Below are 19,566 nucleotides of genomic sequence, written 5' to 3'. Positions count from 1 at the left end.
GCGCACCCGCCCCACCAGAATAGAGACCCCCGGAGCAGCCCCGCGGCAGCACGATGATGAAGTGGGGCAACGGATTGGGGCACGCTGCCCTGACAAGGCGCTATTTCCGCGATGGTCGGATTGCCTCAGCGGTAGTCCCACGGGTCGTTTTTTACCACGCGGCCGAGGTCCAGTGTGATGGCCACGCCGTGGTGGTCGGACGCGCCGACGGGCGTGTCGAGGAGGTGGTAGGCGACCAGGGCAGGAGCGAGTGGCGCGCTGACCCAGACCTGGTCGATGCGCTCCTCCAGGCAGGTGGGCCGCAGCAGTTCCTCGTCCCCGGACTGCTGATAGAGCCACCAGGCCGCGTCAACGAGTCCGTTTGCTGCCAAGGTCCACGCCACCTGCCGGTTCGGAAATCTGGGCAGCCCGAGCGCCGGATCAGTGTGCACGGTCCGCGACCCAAGGTTGTACGGTCGCATCTCCTCATACCGAGGGTCAGGCCCGGCGGGCTGAAGTTCACGTCGCCCGCAACCATCGCGTACGGGCCGAACTTGTAGGCCCGGGAAGCTGCGAAGTCCGCCTCCGCACACGCCTTGCTCGCGCTGTAAGGCGTCAGGTGTACGGAAACCGCCGCCGGCGGCGCCGGCAGCCCGACATCGAAGGCCGCCACCCCCAGCCCGTGATGGGTCTCGTCCCGGGCGAAATCGTAGTTCCAGCCGCAGCGGCGCCCCAGCCGGTACAGCGTCACCGGCCCCAGCCCGGAGCGCGAGGGAGGCAGCAACCCGTCCATGCCCAGGTCGTTCTCCGCCCGAATCAACTGACCGTGGCTGTTCGCAGCCCAGTCTTCGGCCTCCTGACCGAGCACCAGGTCTAGCTCAACCGCAGTCATGCGCTCAACCAGCAGCGGCCATCTGTTCTCGGGCACGCCAGCCCCGGTCTTCAACCCGCCCCGAGCGAAATTCTGGATAACGACGACCAGTTCCACAGCTCCCCCCTCACGGCTGGCCGCTCAGGCCCGCCCTCGGCTGCTCCCAGTCGTACGCTACCCAGCTGAACTGGTCGCATTGGTCCCGAAGCCGCCGAGCAACTGCGCGCTAAAGGTTGTCTCGTAACTGTTGTGGCTGGTGTGCGTTGGGCTGATCGTGCAGGTGCTGAGTGCGGAACGTCGTGACGCGATCGAGGTGTTCACCGGTCTGGCGCCGGGCCGCTTCCGGCGGCTGGTGACAGCTGTGGAGAAGGCCGGCGGGGCTGAGCTGGCCGAGAGCAGGCCGGGGCGGCCGTGGTCGCTGCCGCTGGCCGACCGGGTGCTGGTGGTCGCGGTGTACTGCCGCACCAACCTCACCATGCGGCAGCTCGCACCGCTGTTCGGCATCTCGGTGGCCGCGGTCGGCCGGATCATCGACCGTCACGCGCCCTGGCTGGCCCTCCAGCCGCTGCGGCGACGCCCGAAGCGAGATGAGGTACTGATCGTGGACGGCACCCTGGTGCCCACCCGCGATCGCACCGTGGCAGCGCCGTCGAAGAACTACCGCTACTCGACGAACCTCCAGGTCGTCATCCAGGCGGACACCCGTCTGGTGTTCACCGTCGGCGACCCGCTGCCGGGCAACCGCAACGACTGCACCGCTTTCCCCGCCTCGGGCGCCGAAGCCGCCTGCGGAGAGGCGATGGTGGTTGCCGATGGCGGCTACCAGGGCACCAGCGCGATCACTCCGCACCGCCGCCGAGCCGGACAGGAGCACCTTCCGGACTGGAAGGAGGAGCACAACGCCTCCCACCGCCGGGTACGAGCCCGCGTGGAGCACGTCTTCGCCCGGATGAAGACCTGGAAGATCCTCCGTGACTGCCGCCGCCGTGGCAACGGTGTCTACTGGGCGGCCATCGGCGTCGCCCACATGCACAACCTCGCCCACGGCTGACCCCTTACGAGACAACCTTTAGCCCGGGCCTTGCGCTTCGGATATGGAGCCACCCGATGACTGCGGCTGTCCGGAGCGCTCGGTCGATCCTGACCTTGACCCAGGTGTGCGATGAGTTGCAGATCTCCCGTTCGACTTTCTACGACTGGCGCCAGAAGCGACGTGCACCCCGCTGCGTCAAGCTGCCCAACGGAGATCTGCGGGTCCGGCGGGACGACCTCGACGACTGACTCCGCAGCCGCGAGGACAGCGCCTGATGGAGACCACATACAACGTCCGGATCTGGAAGCTCTCCGCGTATAAAGGAAAGCGTCGGACGACCTACTCCGTTCGATGGGTAGTGGATGGAAGGGCGTTCCGCCAGCCGTTTACGACAGAGGCCCAGGCTGATGCGTTCCGCTCGGAGTTGATGACGGCCACCCGCAAGGGCGTCGGGTTCAGCATCACCACGGGCCTGCCCGTTTCGCATCAGTCGAAGGCGGCCTCCGTCAGCTGGTACGACTTCGCCGTCCAGTTCGTCGATACCAAATGGCCACACGCCTCTGGGAATAACCGAAAAAACCTCGCCAAGGCGCTCACGGCTACCACCGTGGCTCTGCTGCACAAGGAGCCGACGCAGTTCGAGGATGTCCAAGTCCGCACCGCGCTGCGGGAGTACGCATTCAACCGCAATCAGCGGGAGAAGGCCCCACCCGAGGTAGCAGCGACACTGCGTTGGGTGAAGCGAAATACCCGAACGATGGCGGCCTGGGAAGACCCGGAGCAGGTCGAAGACGTGCTGGATGCCCTGGCCTTGAAGCTCGATGGCACACCGAGCGCCGCATCGACGGTCAAGCGCACCCGCCGCATCCTCAACGTGGCGATGGAGTACGCCGTTCGCCGACGCATCCTGCCTGCCAACCCGCTGCCCAAAGGCCGGGGGAGCAGCCCCAAGACGTCCACAGCGGTGGACAAACGGTGCCTGATCAACCCCGAACAGGCCGCTCGCCTTCTGGGCTGGGTCCGCAGGCGCCCCAGGGGCGGCGAACGGCTTCACGCCTTCTTCGCGACCCTGTACTACTCCGGCGCCAGGCCGGAAGAAGCCGTGGCCGTGCACGTCCGCGACGCCCGGCTGCCGGACCAGGACGCGGCGGATCAGTGGGGCGAACTGCTGTTCCACACCGCCACCCCGGAAGTGGGAAAACAGTGGACCGACTCCGGACACACTCATGACAGGCGGCACCTGAAGGGCAGGGCCGCGGGCGACACACGCCCCGTACCCTGCCATCCGGCGCTGGTGAAGATCCTGCGCGAACACATCGAGCGGGAGGGCCTCGAGCCCGGCGACCGTCTCTTCCGGGGGGAGAGCGGCGGCGCCCTGGCCGGCTCGGTGATCCGCCGGGCCTGGGCCGGTGCCCGGAAGAGTGAACTCACCGAGGCGGAGCATGCCTCCCCACTGGGTCGACGGGTCTATGACCTGCGCCACACCTGCCTGACCACCTGGCTCAACAACGGCATACCGCCGGCCCAGGCTGCCGAGTGGGCGGGGAACAGCGTCCCGGTTCTGCTCGCCACCTACGCCCGCTGCCTGTCCGGACAGCTGAAGGACCTCCAGAGCCGCATCGAGGCCGCCCAAGACCTCACCGGACTCGATCCCGTGCCGATGCGGGGCGCCCAAAACTTTGCCGCGTATTCGTCGCGGCCACCCGCAAAAACCCGGTACCAGCCGGACGCGGCCGGACCTGCACGGCCTCCGGCAGGCTCGTCCCCGCCCCCCGGAATCACCCGGCGGCATGGCCGCTGACCTGGGCAAACGGAGTGGGAGGACGGGCGAAGGAAGGTGTGCCCCCGGCAGGACTCGAACCTGCGGCCAAGTGCTTAGAAGGCACTTGGCCTGGTACGCGGAGAAGGCGCCGGATGGCCTGCTGTTCGTGGGGGAGAAGGGCAAGCCGTTCCGGCGGTCCACCTTCGGGCGGAAGTGGCGCAAGGCGCGGGCCAGGGTGGGCATGCCGGACGACTTCCGGTTCTACGACCTGCGGCACACCGGGCACACCCTCTCTACGCAGAGTGGTGCCACGCTCAAGGACACGATGGTCCGCGCGGGCCAGTCCTCGGAGAAGGCGGCCATGATCTATCAGCACTCCAACCGTGAGCGACAGCGCGAGGTGGCCGAGGGGATCGACGCCCGGGTGCGGGCGCAGCGTGAAGCCGCTGCCAGGAAGCGCGGCGACGGAGCATCTGGCACGGATCTGGCACGCGGCTCGTAAATTGGTCTGGACAACATGAAGGCCCGGGTCGGAGAGACTGCCTCTGACCTGGGCCTTGACCGTTGGAGCGGGCGACGAGAATCGAACTCGCGCTCTGAGCTTGGGAAGCTCATGTTCTACCATTAAACTACGCCCGCGTGACCGGCTCGGGGGCTGGTCTTGGGTTGTAGCCTACCTCATCTCGGTGGGCTCCGTGTACGTCGGAGTGCCGTCGTGGTGGGGGGTGCTTCTTCCTCTAATGTGGCGTTCGCCGTTGTCAAGTCGCATGGGAGAGGCAAGCGTTGCAGACCAACACCGTGGTGCGTTGTGCCGAGGGGCATGTCTTTGTTGCGGCTCGGTTTCCCTTGCGGCAGTTGGGGCGGGAGCGGATCGGGCCGGGGCGGTTGTTGCGGTGTCCGCGGTGTGCCCGGCTGCGGAGTGCGGTGCCGGTGGGGTCAGATGCGGGTGCGGTGGAAGTTGAGGTAGGAGCGGGAGGGGGTCGGGCCGCGCTGGCCCTGGTAGCGGGAGCCGGCGCGCGATGAGCCGTAGGGGTGTTCGGCCGGGGAGGTCAGCCGGAACATGCAGAGCTGGCCGATCTTCATGCCGGGCCAGAGCTTGATCGGCAGCGTGGCCATGTTGGACAGCTCCAGGGTCACGTGACCGGAGAAGCCGGGGTCGATGAAGCCGGCGGTGGAGTGGGTCAGCAGGCCGAGGCGGCCGAGGGAGCTCTTGCCCTCCAGGCGGGACGCGACGTCCTCGGGGAGGGTGATCACCTCGTAGGTGGAGGCGAGGACGAACTCGCCGGGGTGCAGGATGAACGGCTCGTCGCCCGGCGGCTCGATCACGCGGGTGAGGTCGGGCTGTTCGGTGGCGGGGTCGATGTGGGGGTAGCGATGGTTCTCGAAGACGCGGAAGTAACGGTCCAGCCGGACGTCGATGCTCGACGGCTGGACCATGGTCGGATCGTAAGGCTCGATCCGTACGCGGCCGGCGTCGATTTCCGTACGGATGTCCTTGTCTGACAGAAGCACGCCCCGAGGCTACCGGAGGGGCTGGTGGCCGGCCGCCCGCCCGCCGGGCGGCCGGCCGGCCACCACCGCGCGGCTACAGCGTGCCGAGCTTCACCAGCATCAGCAGGGCGAGCAGTTGGATCGTGGAGGCGGCCAGGGCGCGGGACCAGGCGATCTCGTGGGAGCGGCTGACCATCATGGTGAACAGCACGCCCGCGCCGAGCCACGTCGCCCAGCCGATCACCTGGACGACCGGGTCGGCGCCGCCGAGGAAGATGGCGAGAGCGAGCCGGGGCACGTCCGTCAGGGTCATGATCAGCATGGCGAGCCCGGCGGTGGGCGCCCACAGGCCGTTGCCGCCGAACTGCCGGGCGAGATTGTGTGTGACGGTGCTCAGGACGAGGGCGCCGAGGACCATGGCGAGACCGGTGACCAGCAGGTACGGCGCGACCGTCGAGGCCGTGGTGTCGAGGATCTCCTCGCGGGCCTGGTCGAGGCCGAAGGCGGCGACCAGGCCGTAGAGGAACGTGACGATCAGCGCGGGCCACCACATGGCGTAGTCGCGCATGTGCCAGTAGGTGCGGCTGGGGCGGAAGACGACGCCGGTCAGCAGCTCCCGCCAGGGCAGCGGCGGCGGGGGCGGCTGCGGGGCAGCCGCCGGCGCGCCGGGGGCGTACGGGTCGCCGTAGTGCGGGTCGCCGTGGTGCGGTGCGTACTGCGGGTCCTGCGGGTACGGCTGCGGGGCGCCGGCGTACGGCGTCGGCGGCGGGTTGCCCTCGTCGCGCCTTCTTCTGAATACGGCCACGCCTATGAACGTACCGATTCCAGCAGCAGCTGTGCCACGTCGACGACGCGCAGGTCCTCCTTGGCGGCGCCGTCGTTCTTCTTGCCGTTGACCGAGTCGGACAGCATGACGAGGCAGAACGGGCAGGCGGTGGAGACGATGTCGGGGTTGAGGGAGAGGGCCTCGTCGACACGCTCGTCGTTGACGCGCTTGCCGATCCGCTCCTCCATCCACATGCGGGCGCCGCCCGCGCCGCAGCAGAAGCCGCGTTCCTTGTGGCGGTGCATCTCCTCGTTCCGCAGGCCGGGGACGCGGCCGATGATCTCGCGGGGCGGGGTGTAGATCTTGTTGTGCCGGCCCAGGTAGCAGGGGTCGTGGTAGGTGATCAGGCCCTCGACGGGCGTGACCGGGATCAGCCGGCCCGCGTCGATCAGGTGCTGGAGCAGCTGGGTGTGGTGGATGACCTCGTAGGTGCCGCCGAGCTGCGGGTATTCGTTCGCGATGGTGTTGAAGCAGTGCGGGCAGGTGGTGACGATCTTCTTGGCGCCGGCCGCGTCGAGGGATTCGACGTTCTGCTGACCGAGCTGCTGGAACAGGAACTCGTTGCCGAGGCGGCGGGCGGAGTCGCCGGTGCACGCCTCGTCGCCGCCCATGATGGCGAACTCGACGCCGGCGATGTGCAGCAGCTCCGCGAACGCCTTGGTGGTCTTCTTGGCGCGGTCCTCCAGGGCGCCGGCGCAGCCGACCCAGTAGAGGTAGTCGACGTCGGTGAGGTCCTCGACGTCGGTGCCGACGACGGGGACGTCGAAGTCGACCTCCTTCGTCCACTCCAGGCGCTTCTTCTTGGCCAGGCCCCACGGGTTGCCCTTGCGCTCCAGGTTCTTCAGCATCGTGCCGGCCTCGCTGGGGAAGGACGACTCGATCATGACCTGGTAGCGGCGCATGTCGACGATGTGGTCGACGTGCTCGATGTCGACGGGGCACTGCTCGACGCACGCGCCGCAGGTGGTGCACGACCAGAGCACGTCGGGGTCGATGACGCCCTGCTCCGCCGCGGTGCCGATCAGCGGGCGTTCGGTGACCTCGCCGGTCTCGCCCGCCAGCAGGTAGGGGGCGGCGGCGTGCGCCTGGTCGCGCAGGGACATGACCAGCAGCTTCGGCGAGAGGGGCTTGCCGGTGTTCCAGGCGGGGCACTGGGACTGGCAGCGCCCGCACTCGGTGCAGGTGGAGAAGTCGAGCAGGCCCTTCCAGGAGAAGTGCTCGATCCGGGAGACGCCGAACTGCGCGTCCTCGTCGGGGTCCTCGAAGTCGATCGGCTTGCCTGCGGAGGTCATGGGGAGCAGCGCGCCGAGCGAGGCGGCGCCGTCGGCGTTCCGCTTGAACCAGATGTTGGGGAACGCCAGGAACCGGTGCCAGGCGACGCCCATGGCGGTGTTCAGGCCGATGGTGATGGCCCAGGTCATCGAGACGCCGATCTTGATCATGGCGACGAGGTAGACCAGGTTCTGCAGGGTGCCGGTGCCGAGGCCGTCGAACGCGGCGACGAGAGGGTAGCTGAGGAAGTACGACGCCTGGTAGCCGTCGGCGTGGTGCAGCGCGCCTTCGAGGCCGCGCAGCACGAGGATCGCGACGCCGATGGTGAGGATGACGTACTCGACGAAGTACGCCTGCCAGGGCGTGGACCCGGCGAAACGGGACTTGCGGCCGAGCCGGGACGGCAGGCTCAGCAGCCGGATGGTGATCAACGTCACGATGCCGACGACCGTCATGGCGGCGATGAACTCGATGTACATCTCGTACGGCAGGAAGCCGCCGAGCAGCGGCAGCGTCCAGTCGGCCTCGAAGAGCTGCCCGTACGCCTGGGCCACCGTCAGGATGAGGGTGAAGAAGCCGATCGCCACGAACCAGTGGGCGACGCCGACGATGCCCCACCGGTTCATCCGGGTGTGGCCGAGGAACTCCTTGGCGAGCGTGGCGCTGCGCCGTTTCCACGCGTCCGTGCGCAGGCCCGCGGGGACGGGCTGGCCGAGCCGCAGGGTGCGGAAGAGGTGCAGCACGGCCCGGCCGAGCAGCGCGACGGCGACCGCGGTGAGCACCAGCGAGACGACGATGGCGGCGAGTTGCATGGCGGCTCCTCGAACCTGCGGATCTTCATTGACGTGCGGGCGGACGGCTGACGGGCGTGCTGGCAAGATAGCCCAGCGCCATCTTACTGGACAGTAACTTGCCCGCTCCCGCCGGGCCCATGCCCTCGGTGAGGTGGCGGTGCCGCGGGCGGGGCTTGACTTCAACATAGCTTTAAGTTCCAGGCTGTATCCCGTCGCGCCATTCCGTCGCGCCCCGACCGAAGGGATACGCCATGTCCATCGCCCACGACACCCACGACGCACGGCCGCTGCGCCTCGCCGTGATCATCGGCAGCGTCCGCGAGGGACGCTTCGGGCCGACCGTCTCCCGCTGGTTCGCCGAACGGGCCGCCGCCCGCGAGGACATGACGGTCGATCTCGTCGACCTCGCCGAGCCGGCCGCCGCCCTGCCGCTCGGCATGGGCGAGCCGGGCGACGCGCACACCGCGTTCGCGCAACGGCTCGGCGCGGCCGACGCGTTCGCCGTCGTGACGCCGGAGTACAACCACAGCTACCCGGCGGCGCTCAAGAACGTCATCGACTGGCACCACGGCGAATGGCAGGCCAAGCCGGTCGGCTTCGTCTCCTACGGCGGGCTCTCCGGCGGCCTGCGGGCCGTTGAGCACCTGCGGCCCGTCTTCGCGGAACTGCACGCCGTCACCGTCCGGGACACCGTCAGTTTCCACGACGCCTGGTCGCGCTTCGACGACGAGGGCCTGCCGCTGGAGCCCGCGGGCTGCAACGGCGCCGCCAAGGCCATGCTCGACCAGCTCGCCTGGTGGGGCCACGCGCTCCGCACCGCCCGCGCGAGCCGCCCCTACGCCTCGTGAACGCCCGCGTGCAGGGCGCGGCGGGTCGGCCGATTGGCGTCGTGCCGCGCGTCCGTTCGGAGGAAGCCATCGACAAATAATCCCAAATGTCTTATGGCGTCCGGCGGGCCGCGCAGGATGGGCGCATGACGCGCGGTCAGAAAATCCTGTGGTGGCTGCTGCTGGCCTTCGGGACGCTCCTGGCGATCACGGCCGGCACGGCGCTGTGGGCGTACCAGAAGCTGAACGGGAACATCCGCACCGACCACGCCGCCGCCGAGGCGCTGGACCGGGACGCGGCGGGGCGGCCCGCCGCGGAGCCGGGCGAGGGCAGGAACATCCTGGTGATCGGGCACGACCGGGGCTCCGGCACCGGCAACGCGCGGTCCGACACCGTGCTGCTGCTGCACCTCTCCGGCGACGGGCGCCGGGCGGACGCGGTGCACGTGCCGCGTGACATCGTCGTGGACATCCCGGCCTGCCGGACGGCCGGGGGCGAGCGGAGCGAGGCCGCCCGGGACCAGTTCAACTGGGCGTTCCAGCACGGCGGCGCGGCCTGCACGATCCTCACCTTCGAACGGCTCTCCGGTATCCGCGTCGACCATCACCTCGTGCTCGGCTTCGACGGGTTCGCCGATGTGGTGGACGCGGTCGGCGGCGTCGAGGTGGAGCTGGCCGAGGACGAACGCGACCCCAACGTGGGCCACGACCTGTCCGCCGGGCGGCACCTCCTCGACGGCGAGCGGGCGCTGGCCTACGCCAGGGCCCGGGTGCACGTCGGCGACGGCAGCGACCTCAACCGGCTCCAGCGCCAGCAGCACCTCCTCGGCCTGCTCCACGAGCGCATCACCGCACAGGGCACGGTCACAGAACCGGCGCAGCTGTACCCGCTGCTGAAGGCCGTCACCTCGGCGATCACCGCGGACCCCGGGCTCGACTCGCTGGACGAGCTGCACGGCCTGGTCAAGGACGTCCGAGCCGTCCCCGACGGCGGGGTGACGTTCCGCACCGTGCCCACCGTTCCGCATCCCACCCGGCCGGACCGCCTCGCCCTCGACGCCGCCCCGGCCGGCCGCCTCTTCGCCGCGCTGCGGCAGGACCGGGCGCTGCCGCACCCCGCCTGAGCCGCCGCCTGAGCCGCCGACCGAGATGCGGGGCTTTCGGGGGCGTGCTGGCATGGAGAAATGATTGTGACGATCGTGGGCGCGGGCGCCATGGCCCGCGGCGTGGCGACCATCGCGCTGGCCGGCGGGCACACCGTGCGGCTGATCGACCGGACGCCCCGGAAGGCGGCCGGGCTCGCGGACGAGTTGCGCGAGGCCGCGCCGGACGGCGAGATCACGGCGTCCGACGCCATCGGCGTCGAGGACGCCGACCTCGTGGTGCTGGCCGTGCCCTGGCCGGCCGGGCGCGAGGCGGTCGCCGAGTACGGCACCGCGCTCGCCGGCTCGGTCGTCGTCGACATCAGCAACCCCGTGGACTTCTCGACCTTCGACTCGCTGGCGGTGCCCCCCGGCACCTCGGCCGCCGAGCAGATCGCCGCCGACGCGGCCCCGGGAACGCCGGTGGTCAAGGCGTTCAACACCACCTTCGCCACCACGCTGCTGGCCGGCCGCGTCGACGGCAAGCCGCTGGACGTGCTGATCGCGGGGGACGACGAGGACGGCAAGGGCGCCGTCGCCGACCTGGCCGCCGCGGGGGGCCTGCGCCCGCTCGACGTGGGGCCGCTGCGCCGGGCCCGCGAGCTGGAGGGCTTCCAGTTCCTCCACATGGCCGCCCAGGAGCGACTCGGCCTGGGCTGGTCGAGCGCCGTGAAGATCCTGCCCTGAGCCGGGGAGGCGCCGTGTGGTCACGCCGAATAGCCCTGTGGGCCGCGATCCTGCCGGTGGCAGCCGTGGTCACCTGGGACGCCCCGCAGCTGACCGCGGCCACGCCCGCACCGCCCGCCGCCGAGCACCGCTGGCCGCCGGTGAAGCGGGCCGCCGCCGCGCCGGCCGTGGTCACGCGTTCCGCCTGGGGGGCCGACGAGGACCTGCGGCACGAGGCCGTCACCTACACGGGCCCCGCCCGCGCGGTCTTCGTGCACCACACCAGCCACCCCGACGACTACGACTGCGCGGACGTGCCCGAGATGCTGCGCGGGATGCAGGCGGACCACGTGCACCGGATGGGCTGGGACGACCTGGGCTACAACTTCGTCGTCGACAAGTGCGGGAAGATCTACGAGGGCCGTTCCGGCGGCCTCGACCGCTTCGTGCTGGGGGCGCACACCACCGGTTTCAACATGGACAGCGTCGGCATCGCCGCGCTCGGCGACTTCGGCGACGCGGGCGACGTGCCGGCCGCACTGGTCACCGCCATCGCCCGCATCGCGGCGTGGAAGCTGCGCCCGGGGACCGACCCGCGCGGGCGGGTGGAGATGGTCTCGACGAACGACGACAGCCGCGTCCCCGAGGGGGACCCGGCCGAGCTGCACGTCGTCTCCGGGCACCGGGACATCGTGCAGACCCACTGCCCGGGGGACGCCCTGCACGCCGAGCTGCCCGCCATCCGCGCGAAGGCGGCGGCGCTGCGGATCTCGGCCGGACGCTGACGTTTCGATGGCGAGCCCCGCCGCGCGCAGCGCCGACGGCCTCCAGCCCCGCTGGCTGCGCGTGCTGCCGCTCGTGCTGCTCACCGGGGTGGGCGTGGCGGAGTGGCTGGCGCCCGGCTGGGTGCAGCTGGCGTTCCTGTTCGCGGCGCTGCCGCCGCTGACAGGACTGGTGTACGGGCCGCGCATGACGACGCTCCTGTCGGTGCTCGCCCTGCTGCTGCTCGTGCTGCCGGCGACCAGGCCGCCGCACGTCAGCGACGCGGACCTGGGGGCGGTCGGCGCGATCTCGGTGGGCGGCGTGGTGGTGTCCTGGATCAGGACGCGGTACGTGCGGGACTTCGTCGTGGTGCGCAACGTCGCCGAGGAGGTGCAGCGCGCCGTGCTGCCGCCGCTGCCGGAACGGGTGGACGGGGTGCGGTGCGCGGCTCTCTACCGGGCGGCGCAGGTCGGGGCGCTGGTCGGGGGCGATCTGTACGACGTGCGGACCAGCCCGTACGGGGTGCGGGCCCTGGTGGCGGACGTGCAGGGGCACGGGCTCGCGGCCGTGGGTACGGTGACGGCGCTGCTCGGCGCGTTCCGGGAGGCGGTGCTCGACGAGGCGGACCTCGGCGCGGTGGCCGCGCGCATGGACCGCAGGCTGCTCGTGGACGCGGAGAACGCGAGCGAGCCGACGGAGCTGTTCGCGACGGCGCTGCTGCTGGAGTTCCCCGAGGCCGGCGGGGAGGTGCGCCTGCTGAGCTGCGGGCATCCGCTGCCGCTGCTGATCCGCGACGGGCGGGCGCGGGAGCTGCCGGCCGAGCCGGGCCCGCCGCTCGGCCTCGGGGTGGCCGGGACCGCTCCGCCGCGGGCCGCGTCGGCGGCGCTGCGCCCCGGGGACGTGGTGCTCGGCTACACGGACGGTGTGACGGAGGCGCGGGACGCGGCGGGTGCGTTCTACTCGCTGACGGGCCGCCTCACGGGGGCGGTGGGGCGGGAGTGGCCCGCGGGGCGGGTGCCCACCTCGGGTCTTGTGGAGTTCGTGTGGCGGGACGTGACCCAGTTCGCCGGTGCGATCCAGGATGACGTGGCGCTGCTGGCCTTGAGCCTCTGCCGACGACAAGAGTTGAGCTGACCCGGCTCAGGGTATTTGACGGGGGCGGCCGCCTGCGGCAGTCTTGAGTCAGTTGCACTCAAGCTAGTAGCTGGAGGATACCGAAATGGCACGTGCGGTCGGCATCGACCTGGGCACGACGAACTCCGTCGTCAGTGTTCTCGAAGGCGGTGAGCCCACCGTCATCACCAACGCCGAGGGCGCCAGGACCACGCCGTCCGTCGTCGCCTTCGCGAAGAACGGCGAAGTGCTCGTCGGCGAGGTGGCCAAGCGCCAGGCCGTTACCAACGTGGACCGGACGATTCGTTCCGTCAAGCGCCACATGGGCACGGACTGGAAGATCGGCCTGGACGGCAAGGACTTCAACCCCCAGCAGATCAGCGCCTTCATTCTCCAGAAGCTGAAGCGGGACGCCGAGTCCTACCTGGGCGAGAAGGTCGCCGACGCGGTGATCACCGTCCCGGCGTACTTCAACGACCACGAGCGGCAGGCCACCAAGGAGGCCGGCGAGATCGCCGGGCTCAACGTGCTGCGCATCGTCAACGAGCCGACGGCCGCCGCCCTCGCCTACGGCCTGGAGAAGGACGACCAGACCATCCTGGTCTTCGACCTCGGCGGCGGCACCTTCGACGTGTCGCTGCTGGAGATCGGCGACGGCGTGGTCGAGGTCAAGGCCACCAACGGTGACAATCACCTCGGCGGCGACGACTGGGACCAGCGCATCGTGGACCACCTGGTCCGCCAGTTCGCCAACGCGCACGGCGTGGACCTGTCCAAGGACAAGATGGCGCTCCAGCGGCTCCGCGAGTCCGCCGAGAAGGCCAAGATCGAGCTGTCCTCGTCCACCGAGACCACGATCAACCTGCCCTACATCACGGCCTCCGCCGAGGGCCCGCTGCACATGGACGAGAAGCTGTCCCGTGCGCAGTTCCAGCAGCTCACCTCTGATCTGCTGGAGCGCTGCAAGACCCCGTTCCACAATGTGATCAAGGACGCCGGTATCCACCTGTCCGAGATCGACCACGTGGTGCTGGTCGGCGGCTCGACCCGGATGCCCGCCGTGGCGGAGCTGGTGCGCGAGCTGACCGGCGGCAAGGACGCCAACAAGGGCGTCAACCCGGACGAGGTCGTCGCCATCGGCGCCAGCCTCCAGGCCGGCGTGCTCAAGGGCGAGGTCAAGGACGTCCTGCTGCTCGACGTCACCCCGCTGTCCCTCGGTATCGAGACCAAGGGCGGCATCATGACCAAGCTGATCGAGCGCAACACCACGATCCCGACCAAGCGCTCCGAGATTTTCACCACGGCGGAGGACAACCAGCCGTCGGTGCAGATCCAGGTCTACCAGGGCGAGCGCGAGATCGCCGCGTACAACAAGAAGCTCGGGATGTTCGAGCTGACCGGGCTGCCCCCGGCGCCGCGCGGCGTGCCGCAGATCGAGGTCACCTTCGACATCGACGCGAACGGCATCATGCACGTCTCCGCCAAGGACCTCGGCACCGGCAAGGAGCAGCGGATGACCGTCACCGGCGGCTCCGCGCTGCCGAAGGACGACATCGAGCGCATGATGCGCGACGCCGAGCAGTACGCCGACGAGGACGCCAGGCGCCGCGAGTCCGCCGAGACGCGGAACCAGGCGGAGCAGCTCGTCTACACCACGGAAAACTTCCTCAAGGAGAACGGGGAGAAGGTTCCCGGTGAGGTGAAGACCGAGGTGGAGGCCGCCATCGCCGATCTGAAGGAGCAGCTGAAGGGCGAGGACACGGCCGCCATCCGCGAGGCGTCCGAGAAGGTCGCGGCCACCAGCCAGAAGCTCGGCCAGGCCATGTACGCCGACGCCCAGTCGGCGCAAGGCCCGAGCGGCACCCCCGGCGGGGACGGCGCGGGCGCGCCCGGCCAGGGCGGCGACCGGGCCGCTGACGACGACGTCGTGGAAGCCGAGATCGTGGACGACGACAAGCCGAAGGGCGGTGCGGCGTGACCCAGGACCCGCAGGGCTTCGACAAGGAGCCCGAGGTCCCCGACGCCGAGGCGGCGACCCCGGAGGTGCCCGAAGGGGCCACCGGTCCCCAGGAACAGCCGGGCGGCGAGGCCGCCCCCGGCGGGGACGGCGGCACGCCGGACCCGCAGCCCTCGGCGCAGGACCCCCAGATCCTGCAGGACGTCGCGCTGACGGCCCAGCTGGACCAGGCGCGCACCGCGCTGCACGAGCGGACGCAGGACCTCCAGCGGCTCCAGGCGGAGTTCCAGAACTACCGCCGCCGCGTGGAGCGCGACCGGGTCGCGGTCAAGGAGGTGGCCGTGGCCAATCTCCTGACCGAGCTGCTGCCGGTGCTCGACGACATCGGCCGCGCGCGGGACCACGGTGAGCTGCTCGGCGGCTTCAAGCAGGTGGCCGAGTCGCTGGAGATGGTCGCGGCGAAGATGGGCCTCGCCCAGTTCGGCAAGGAGGGCGAGCCCTTCGACCCGATCGTGCACGAGGCCCTGATGCACAGCTATTCGCCGGACGTCACCGAGACGACGTGCGTGCAGATCCTCCAGCCGGGGTACCGCATCGGCGAGCGCACGATCCGTCCCGCCCGGGTCGGCGTCGCGGAGCCGCAGCCGGGCAAGCCGGCCGAGCAGGAGGAGAGCGCTGCCGAGAAGGACGACGGCGGTGGCCCGGACGAGGGCTGACGCCGCGGTGAGCGGGCCGACGCGGAAGGAGGGGCGCCGGGGATGAGCACCAAGGACTTCATCGAGAAGGACTTCTACAAGGTTCTCGGCGTCCCGAAGGACGCCACCGAGGCCGAGATCAAGAAGGCGTACCGCAAGCTCGCCCGGGAGAACCACCCCGATGCCAACACGGGCGACGCCAAGGCCGAGGACCGTTTCAAGGACGTGTCCGAGGCGTACGACGTGCTCGGCGACCCGAAGCGGCGCAAGGAGTACGACGAGGCGCGCGCGCTGTTCGGCAACGGTGCCTTCCGGCAGGGCCCCGGCGGGGGCGGCCAGTTCAACTTCGACCTGGGCGACCTGTTCGGCGGCGGCCAGCCGGGCGGCGGTCCTGCCGGTACCGGTCCTGCCGGGGCCGGCGGGTTCGGCGGCGGGCTCGGGGACGTCTTCGGCGGCCTGTTCAACCGCGGCGGGCCGGGTACGCGCACCCAGCCGCGCCGCGGCCAGGACATCGAGTCCGAGGTGACGCTCAGCTTCACCGAGGCCGTCTCCGGCGCGACCGTTCCGCTGCGGATGTCCTCCAGCGCGGCGTGCAAGGCGTGCTCCGGCACCGGCGACAAGAACGGGACGCCCCGCGTGTGCCCGACCTGCGTCGGCACCGGGCAGGTCAGCCGCGGCGGCGGGGGCGGCTTCTCGCTCACCGACCCCTGCGTCGACTGCCGCGGGCGCGGGCTGATCGCCCAGGACCCGTGCCAGGTGTGCAAGGGCAGCGGGCGTGCGACGAGTTCGCGGACGATGCAGGTGCGCATCCCGGCGGGCGTGGACGACGGGCAGCGCATCCGGCTGCGCGGCAAGGGCGCGCCGGGCGAGCGCGGCGGGCCGCACGGCGACCTGTACGTGGTGGTGCACGTCGACGCGCACCCGGTGTTCGGCAGGCGCGGGGACAATCTCACGATCACCGTGCCGGTGACCTTCCCGGAAGCCGCGCTCGGTGGTGAGATCAAGGTACCGACGCTGGGTGGTCCGCCGGTGACGCTGAAGCTGCCGCCCGGCACGCCGGGCGGCCGGACCATGCGGGCGCGCGGCAAGGGGGCGGTGCGCAAGGACGGCACCCTCGGCGACCTGCTGGTCACCATCGAGGTGGCCGTACCGCGCGATCTGGGCGACGAGGCGAAGAAGGCCCTGGAGGACTATCGCGCCGCGGCAGAGGGCGAGGACCCCAGGGCGGGGCTGTTCGAGGCCGCGAAGGGAGAGTAATGAGATGAACGGCCGGAACGGACAGAGCAGCAACCCCTACGAACTGACCGAAGAAACTCCGGTTTACGTCATCTCCGTCGCGGCTCAGCTTTCCGGGCTGCACCCGCAGACGCTGCGGCAGTACGACCGCCTCGGTCTGGTCTCGCCGGACCGGACCGCGGGCCGCGGCCGCCGGTACTCGGCGCGCGACATCCAGCTGCTGCGCGAGGTGCAGCGGCTGTCCCAGGACGAGGGCATCAACCTCGCGGGGATCAAGCGGATCATCGAGCTCCAGACGCAGGTCGCCGCGCTCCAGGCGAAGGTGGTCGAGCTCCAGCAGGCCGTGGAGGGCGCCGCGGTCGCCATGCGGCAGCGCGAGGCGCAGGTCCACGCGTCCTACCGCCGCGACCTGGTGCCCTACCAGGACGTTCGGCAGTCCGCCGCCATCGTGGTCTGGCGCCCCGAGCGGGGGCGCTGACCGGCGGCGGTCCGCCGGGCGTGCGGGTGGCGTCAGCCGCCCTGCGACGTGGCGTCATGGCGTCGTTGCGGATCTGCGCCGCGTGGGCCGCGGCCTCCTCGGGGGTGACGTCCGCGGAGCCCCGGCCACGTCCGCCGCGGGGAACCTGTCGAAGATCGTCGTGCCCACCGAACTGCCGTCGGTCCACACGCACATCGGCGCGAGACCGTTCTGCCCCTCCTCCGAGCCCTCGCCGAGGTCGAACATCTGGCACTCCGTGATCGCGTCGCCGAGCCCGTCCGGGGTGACGCGCTCCGGCTCGCTCACCGTCGACGTGGTGCCGCTCGCGGCGTGCAGCTGCTCGTGCATCGCGTGGATGCCCGCGATGGCCGCCTCCGGGTCGGCGATCTCGCCCCACAGACCGGTGACGATCATCGACTCGCCCTCCTCGCCGCCCAGGGGACCGGCCGTGGTGCAGATGCCGGCGGCGGCCCCGGCGAGGGTGATGCCGAGGGCCGCCGTCTGCGCCTCGGGCAGCTCGGGCGGCGCCGCCTCGGCGTCCGTCAGCGAGAAGTCCCCGCTCGTCTCCGGCAGCACCAGCTCGTACGTACCGTCCGCGGCGCCTTCCTCCGCGTCCTGGCCCGTCTCCTGCCCGGCGTCCTGGCCCGCCGTGTCGCCGACCTGCTCCGCGGTGCCCCCGTTCCCGCCGCCACGGTGATCAGGCCCGTCCGCCTGCCCCGTCTGCCGTCGCCGCCGTCCGGTCCGCCTCGTTGTCACTCATGCCGCTTCCCCTCCGGGGCTGCGCCCCCCTCGCGAACGTCGGTGCGCGGGGCCGAGCGCCGGGCGTGTGCCCCGGGGCTTGCGCTCTGGCTCAGGACGTAACAAGCGTTGCTTGTCGGCCGCTTCAGCGTGGGACGATGACAAGGGAGTCATCGGCTGCGGCAGTTGGAGGGGATGTCAGGTGAGCGGTCCCAGCAAGGGAATCGAGAAGGCCGACGTACAGATCAAGTGGGACCCGAGCCCGTCCGGTGCGGCGGCCCACGACCTCGACATCATCGCCGCCACCTACCGCGCGGACGACCCGCACGGCGCGCCGGTGTACCTCGTGCACTTCGACAGCCGCTCCCCGGACGGCACCATCACGCTGAGCCGGGACAGCACCACGGGTCAGGGCTTCGGCTTCGACGAGATCATGAGCTTCGAGTTCGAGCGGCTGGCCGAGTCCTACGGCCGGGTGGTCGTGGGGGTGGTGATCCAGCAGCGCGGCGGGCGGACGACGTTCGGCGACGTCGCGGGCACGCGGGTGCGCGTCGTGGAGGGCTACATCGAGCTGGCGGAGGACGATTTCGCGTCGGTCGCGGGCGCGACGGCGGCGACGGTCGCCGAGTTCGCCCGCGACGGCTCCGCCGGCTGGGCGTTCCGCAAGGACGTGCGCGGCTTCGACGTCTCCGGGCCCGAGGAGTTCAGCCGCGTCATGGGAGCTCCGCCGGCCTGACCGAGCGCCGCAGGCGGCGGCCGAGCGGCGGCAGCACCAGCAGGGTCAGGGCGGCGGCGAACAGCCAGCCCGCCAGGACGTCGGTGGGCCAGTGCACGCCCAGGTAGACGCGGGTGAGCCCGACCGAGGCGCCCCAGGCCGCGGGCACCGCGATGGCCAGCGCCCGGGTCGCCGTGCGGTGGCAGTACGGCAGCAGCGCGGCGGCCAGGCCGATGGCCGTCAGCGCCGCCGTCGTCGAATGCCCCGACGGCATCGACGGGTTGTTGACGTGCGCGGTCCAGCTCTCCGCCGGGGGCCGCGGCCGGTCCAGCGCGTGCACGAGGAGGAGGCGCAGCAACTGCCCGGTGAGCAGCGCCGCGAAGCCCGCCACCGCGCCGAGCCACCACGCCCGCGGCACGGTGAGCGCCCCGGCCAGGGCGGCCAGGAGGTGCGGGACCACCCGGTTCCCCGTGTCGGTGACGAACGTGGCCACGTCGATGCCGGCGGACGTGCGGTGGTCGAGCACCCAGCGGTGCAGAGCCGTGTCGGGGCCGAACGGCGCACCGTCCCGGACCGCGGCGAAGAGGATCAGCGCGGCGAGCAGCGTGGCGGCCACGGACGCGAAGAGGTGGCGGCGCGGCACGGTCACACCACCGCGCCGTTCAGGAACAGGCCCGTGGCGGCCTCGGTGGTCCGCTCGACGCCGAGGCCGCCGCGCGAGGCCAGCGGCACGGCCGCCTCGATCAGGCCGGCGTACAGCGCGAGCAGCACCTCGGGCGGCACGTCGCCGCGCAGCGTGCCCTCGGCGGCGCCGCGCCTGAAGAGGTTGAGCACCGGCGTGCCCAGCCGCCGGTCCACCTCGTCGCGGGGCACGGAGCCGCCGCCCGAGCGCAGGAACGCGGTGTAGCGGCTGCCCGTGCCGAGGAAGGCGCGGGTGAGTCTGGCCAGGGCCTCGGCGACCGGTACGGTGTCCAGGCGCGCGGCGGCGATACGTTCCGCCAGCTCGTCGAGCGCGGCCTCGCAGAGCGCGGCGAGCAGCGCCTCGCGGGTGGGGAAGTACCGGTAGAGCGTGGCGCGCCCGACGCCGGCGGCGCTCGCGATGTCGGCCATGGAGGCCGATGCGCCCCGCTCGGTCAGCACGGTGGCGGCGGCGTCAAGCACGGAGGTCGCGAGGTGGTCCCCGAGGACCGGCTTCCTGCTCATCGGCGT

At 71.2% G+C, this 19,566-nt stretch carries 21 protein-coding genes, 1 tRNA gene and 1 pseudogene; 15 read left to right on the top strand and 8 right to left on the bottom strand.

Annotated features, from left to right (window positions below; all coding sequences use genetic code 11):
- Positions 1 to 125 precede the first annotated feature (125 nt).
- A complete protein-coding gene (locus STBA_RS16400) occupies positions 126 to 371 on the bottom strand; it encodes a hypothetical protein (protein WP_143659495.1) in 246 nt (81 codons plus the stop codon).
- Between the two features lie 753 nt (positions 372 to 1,124).
- Here STBA_RS16400 and STBA_RS16395 point away from each other — a divergent pair.
- The 4 genes and pseudogenes from STBA_RS16395 to STBA_RS16380 all read left to right on the top strand — a co-directional run.
- Positions 1,125 to 1,901, top strand: a complete 777-nt coding sequence (locus tag STBA_RS16395; RefSeq protein WP_107485235.1) for a transposase — start codon at positions 1,125 to 1,127, stop codon at positions 1,899 to 1,901.
- A gap of 56 nt (positions 1,902 to 1,957) precedes the next feature.
- A complete protein-coding gene (locus tag STBA_RS16390; RefSeq protein ID WP_077059967.1) occupies positions 1,958 to 2,131 on the top strand; it encodes a helix-turn-helix domain-containing protein in 174 nt (57 codons plus the stop codon).
- Positions 2,132 to 2,157: 26 nt separating this feature from the next.
- Positions 2,158 to 3,684 (top strand): tyrosine-type recombinase/integrase, encoded by a 1,527-nt coding sequence (locus tag STBA_RS16385; RefSeq protein WP_079251965.1) that lies wholly within the window; start codon positions 2,158 to 2,160, stop codon positions 3,682 to 3,684.
- 73 nt (positions 3,685 to 3,757) lie between these two features.
- A pseudogene (locus tag STBA_RS16380) lies at positions 3,758 to 4,147 on the top strand (tyrosine-type recombinase/integrase); the annotation flags it as partial.
- A gap of 63 nt (positions 4,148 to 4,210) precedes the next feature.
- Here the strand turns inward: STBA_RS16380 and STBA_RS16375 are convergent.
- A tRNA-Gly gene (locus tag STBA_RS16375) sits at positions 4,211 to 4,284 on the bottom strand.
- 144 nt (positions 4,285 to 4,428) lie between these two features.
- Between STBA_RS16375 and STBA_RS38835 the strand changes: the two genes are divergently transcribed.
- Positions 4,429 to 4,668 (top strand): hypothetical protein, encoded by a 240-nt coding sequence (locus tag STBA_RS38835; protein ID WP_077059965.1) that lies wholly within the window; start codon positions 4,429 to 4,431, stop codon positions 4,666 to 4,668.
- Here the strand turns inward: STBA_RS38835 and dcd are convergent.
- The 3 genes from dcd to STBA_RS16355 all read right to left on the bottom strand — a co-directional run bounded on the left by dcd (position 4,582) and on the right by STBA_RS16355 (position 8,046).
- A complete protein-coding gene (dcd, locus tag STBA_RS16365; protein WP_077059964.1) occupies positions 4,582 to 5,157 on the bottom strand; it encodes a dCTP deaminase in 576 nt (191 codons plus the stop codon). The two genes, STBA_RS38835 and dcd, sit on opposite strands and share 87 nt — an antisense overlap.
- 73 nt (positions 5,158 to 5,230) lie before the next feature.
- Positions 5,231 to 5,941 carry a Yip1 family protein gene (locus tag STBA_RS16360; RefSeq protein WP_077059963.1) on the bottom strand — a complete coding sequence of 237 codons (711 nt, stop codon included), beginning with the start codon at positions 5,939 to 5,941 and terminating at the stop codon, positions 5,231 to 5,233.
- 2 nt (positions 5,942 to 5,943) lie between these two features.
- A complete protein-coding gene (locus STBA_RS16355; RefSeq protein WP_077059962.1) occupies positions 5,944 to 8,046 on the bottom strand; it encodes a (Fe-S)-binding protein in 2,103 nt (700 codons plus the stop codon).
- 233 nt (positions 8,047 to 8,279) lie between these two features.
- Between STBA_RS16355 and STBA_RS16350 the strand changes: the two genes are divergently transcribed.
- The 9 genes from STBA_RS16350 (at position 8,280) to STBA_RS16310 (ending at position 16,904) form a co-directional block, all read left to right on the top strand.
- Positions 8,280 to 8,876: an NAD(P)H-dependent oxidoreductase gene (locus STBA_RS16350; protein WP_077059961.1), complete on the top strand. Its 597-nt coding sequence runs from the start codon at positions 8,280 to 8,282 to the stop codon at positions 8,874 to 8,876.
- Positions 8,877 to 9,001: 125 nt separating this feature from the next.
- Positions 9,002 to 9,979, top strand: coding sequence for an LCP family protein (locus tag STBA_RS16345; protein WP_077059960.1), 978 nt, complete (start codon positions 9,002 to 9,004; stop codon positions 9,977 to 9,979).
- Positions 9,980 to 10,039: 60 nt separating this feature from the next.
- Entirely contained in the window at positions 10,040 to 10,684 is a 645-nt protein-coding gene (locus tag STBA_RS16340; protein ID WP_077059959.1) for an NAD(P)-binding domain-containing protein, read from the top strand.
- Between the two features lie 14 nt (positions 10,685 to 10,698).
- Positions 10,699 to 11,448: a peptidoglycan recognition protein gene (locus STBA_RS16335; protein ID WP_077059958.1), complete on the top strand. Its 750-nt coding sequence runs from the start codon at positions 10,699 to 10,701 to the stop codon at positions 11,446 to 11,448.
- Between the two features lie 7 nt (positions 11,449 to 11,455).
- Positions 11,456 to 12,559: a PP2C family protein-serine/threonine phosphatase gene (locus tag STBA_RS16330; protein ID WP_077059957.1), complete on the top strand. Its 1,104-nt coding sequence runs from the start codon at positions 11,456 to 11,458 to the stop codon at positions 12,557 to 12,559.
- An 85-nt stretch (positions 12,560 to 12,644) separates the two neighbouring features.
- A complete protein-coding gene (gene dnaK, locus STBA_RS16325; RefSeq protein WP_077059956.1) occupies positions 12,645 to 14,516 on the top strand; it encodes a molecular chaperone DnaK in 1,872 nt (623 codons plus the stop codon).
- Positions 14,513 to 15,211 carry a nucleotide exchange factor GrpE gene (gene grpE / locus STBA_RS16320; protein WP_077059955.1) on the top strand — a complete coding sequence of 233 codons (699 nt, stop codon included), beginning with the start codon at positions 14,513 to 14,515 and terminating at the stop codon, positions 15,209 to 15,211. The genes dnaK and grpE overlap by 4 nt, the downstream gene beginning before the upstream one ends.
- 42 nt (positions 15,212 to 15,253) lie before the next feature.
- Entirely contained in the window at positions 15,254 to 16,447 is a 1,194-nt protein-coding gene (gene dnaJ / locus STBA_RS16315; RefSeq protein WP_077059954.1) for a molecular chaperone DnaJ, read from the top strand.
- A 4-nt stretch (positions 16,448 to 16,451) separates the two neighbouring features.
- Positions 16,452 to 16,904 (top strand): helix-turn-helix domain-containing protein, encoded by a 453-nt coding sequence (locus STBA_RS16310; RefSeq protein WP_077059953.1) that lies wholly within the window; start codon positions 16,452 to 16,454, stop codon positions 16,902 to 16,904.
- Positions 16,905 to 16,958: 54 nt separating this feature from the next.
- Here the strand turns inward: STBA_RS16310 and STBA_RS16305 are convergent, their stop codons facing one another.
- Positions 16,959 to 17,660 carry a hypothetical protein gene (locus STBA_RS16305; protein ID WP_077059952.1) on the bottom strand — a complete coding sequence of 234 codons (702 nt, stop codon included), beginning with the start codon at positions 17,658 to 17,660 and terminating at the stop codon, positions 16,959 to 16,961.
- A 184-nt stretch (positions 17,661 to 17,844) separates the two neighbouring features.
- On the opposite strand from STBA_RS16305, the gene STBA_RS16300 reads away from it, so the two are divergent.
- Complete coding sequence (locus STBA_RS16300; RefSeq protein ID WP_077059951.1) at positions 17,845 to 18,378, top strand: TerD family protein; 534 nt, start codon at positions 17,845 to 17,847, stop codon at positions 18,376 to 18,378.
- Here the strand turns inward: STBA_RS16300 and STBA_RS37165 are convergent.
- Together STBA_RS37165 and STBA_RS37160 are read right to left on the bottom strand one after the other, a co-directional pair.
- Positions 18,356 to 19,006 (bottom strand): phosphatase PAP2 family protein, encoded by a 651-nt coding sequence (locus STBA_RS37165; RefSeq protein ID WP_077059950.1) that lies wholly within the window; start codon positions 19,004 to 19,006, stop codon positions 18,356 to 18,358. The genes STBA_RS16300 and STBA_RS37165 overlap by 23 nt on opposite strands.
- Positions 19,003 to 19,560 carry a TetR/AcrR family transcriptional regulator gene (locus STBA_RS37160; protein ID WP_077059949.1) on the bottom strand — a complete coding sequence of 186 codons (558 nt, stop codon included), beginning with the start codon at positions 19,558 to 19,560 and terminating at the stop codon, positions 19,003 to 19,005. The genes STBA_RS37165 and STBA_RS37160 overlap by 4 nt, the downstream gene beginning before the upstream one ends.
- Between the last annotated feature and the right edge of the window lie 6 nt (positions 19,561 to 19,566).

Source organism: Streptomyces sp. MP131-18, assembly GCF_001984575.1.
In the GTDB taxonomy this organism is placed as follows: Bacteria; Actinomycetota; Actinomycetes; order Streptomycetales; family Streptomycetaceae; genus Streptomyces; species Streptomyces johnsoniae.
Note: the sequence above shows the minus strand (reverse complement) of the source record. Positions and strands in the feature narration are given on the sequence as shown.

Coding starts and splice junctions, on each gene's coding strand:
- STBA_RS16330 (WP_077059957.1), top strand. CDS start 11,456: ATGGCGAGCCCCGCCGCGCGCAGCGCCGACGGCCTCCAGCCCCGCTGG.
- STBA_RS16355 (WP_077059962.1), bottom strand. CDS start 8,046: ATGCAACTCGCCGCCATCGTCGTCTCGCTGGTGCTCACCGCGGTCGCC.
- STBA_RS16310 (WP_077059953.1), top strand. CDS start 16,452: ATGAACGGCCGGAACGGACAGAGCAGCAACCCCTACGAACTGACCGAA.
- STBA_RS16390 (WP_077059967.1), top strand. CDS start 1,958: ATGACTGCGGCTGTCCGGAGCGCTCGGTCGATCCTGACCTTGACCCAG.
- STBA_RS16350 (WP_077059961.1), top strand. CDS start 8,280: ATGTCCATCGCCCACGACACCCACGACGCACGGCCGCTGCGCCTCGCC.
- STBA_RS16345 (WP_077059960.1), top strand. CDS start 9,002: ATGACGCGCGGTCAGAAAATCCTGTGGTGGCTGCTGCTGGCCTTCGGG.
- STBA_RS16385 (WP_079251965.1), top strand. CDS start 2,158: ATGGAGACCACATACAACGTCCGGATCTGGAAGCTCTCCGCGTATAAA.
- dnaJ (WP_077059954.1), top strand. CDS start 15,254: ATGAGCACCAAGGACTTCATCGAGAAGGACTTCTACAAGGTTCTCGGC.
- dnaK (WP_077059956.1), top strand. CDS start 12,645: ATGGCACGTGCGGTCGGCATCGACCTGGGCACGACGAACTCCGTCGTC.
- STBA_RS16340 (WP_077059959.1), top strand. CDS start 10,040: ATGATTGTGACGATCGTGGGCGCGGGCGCCATGGCCCGCGGCGTGGCG.
- STBA_RS37160 (WP_077059949.1), bottom strand. CDS start 19,560: ATGAGCAGGAAGCCGGTCCTCGGGGACCACCTCGCGACCTCCGTGCTT.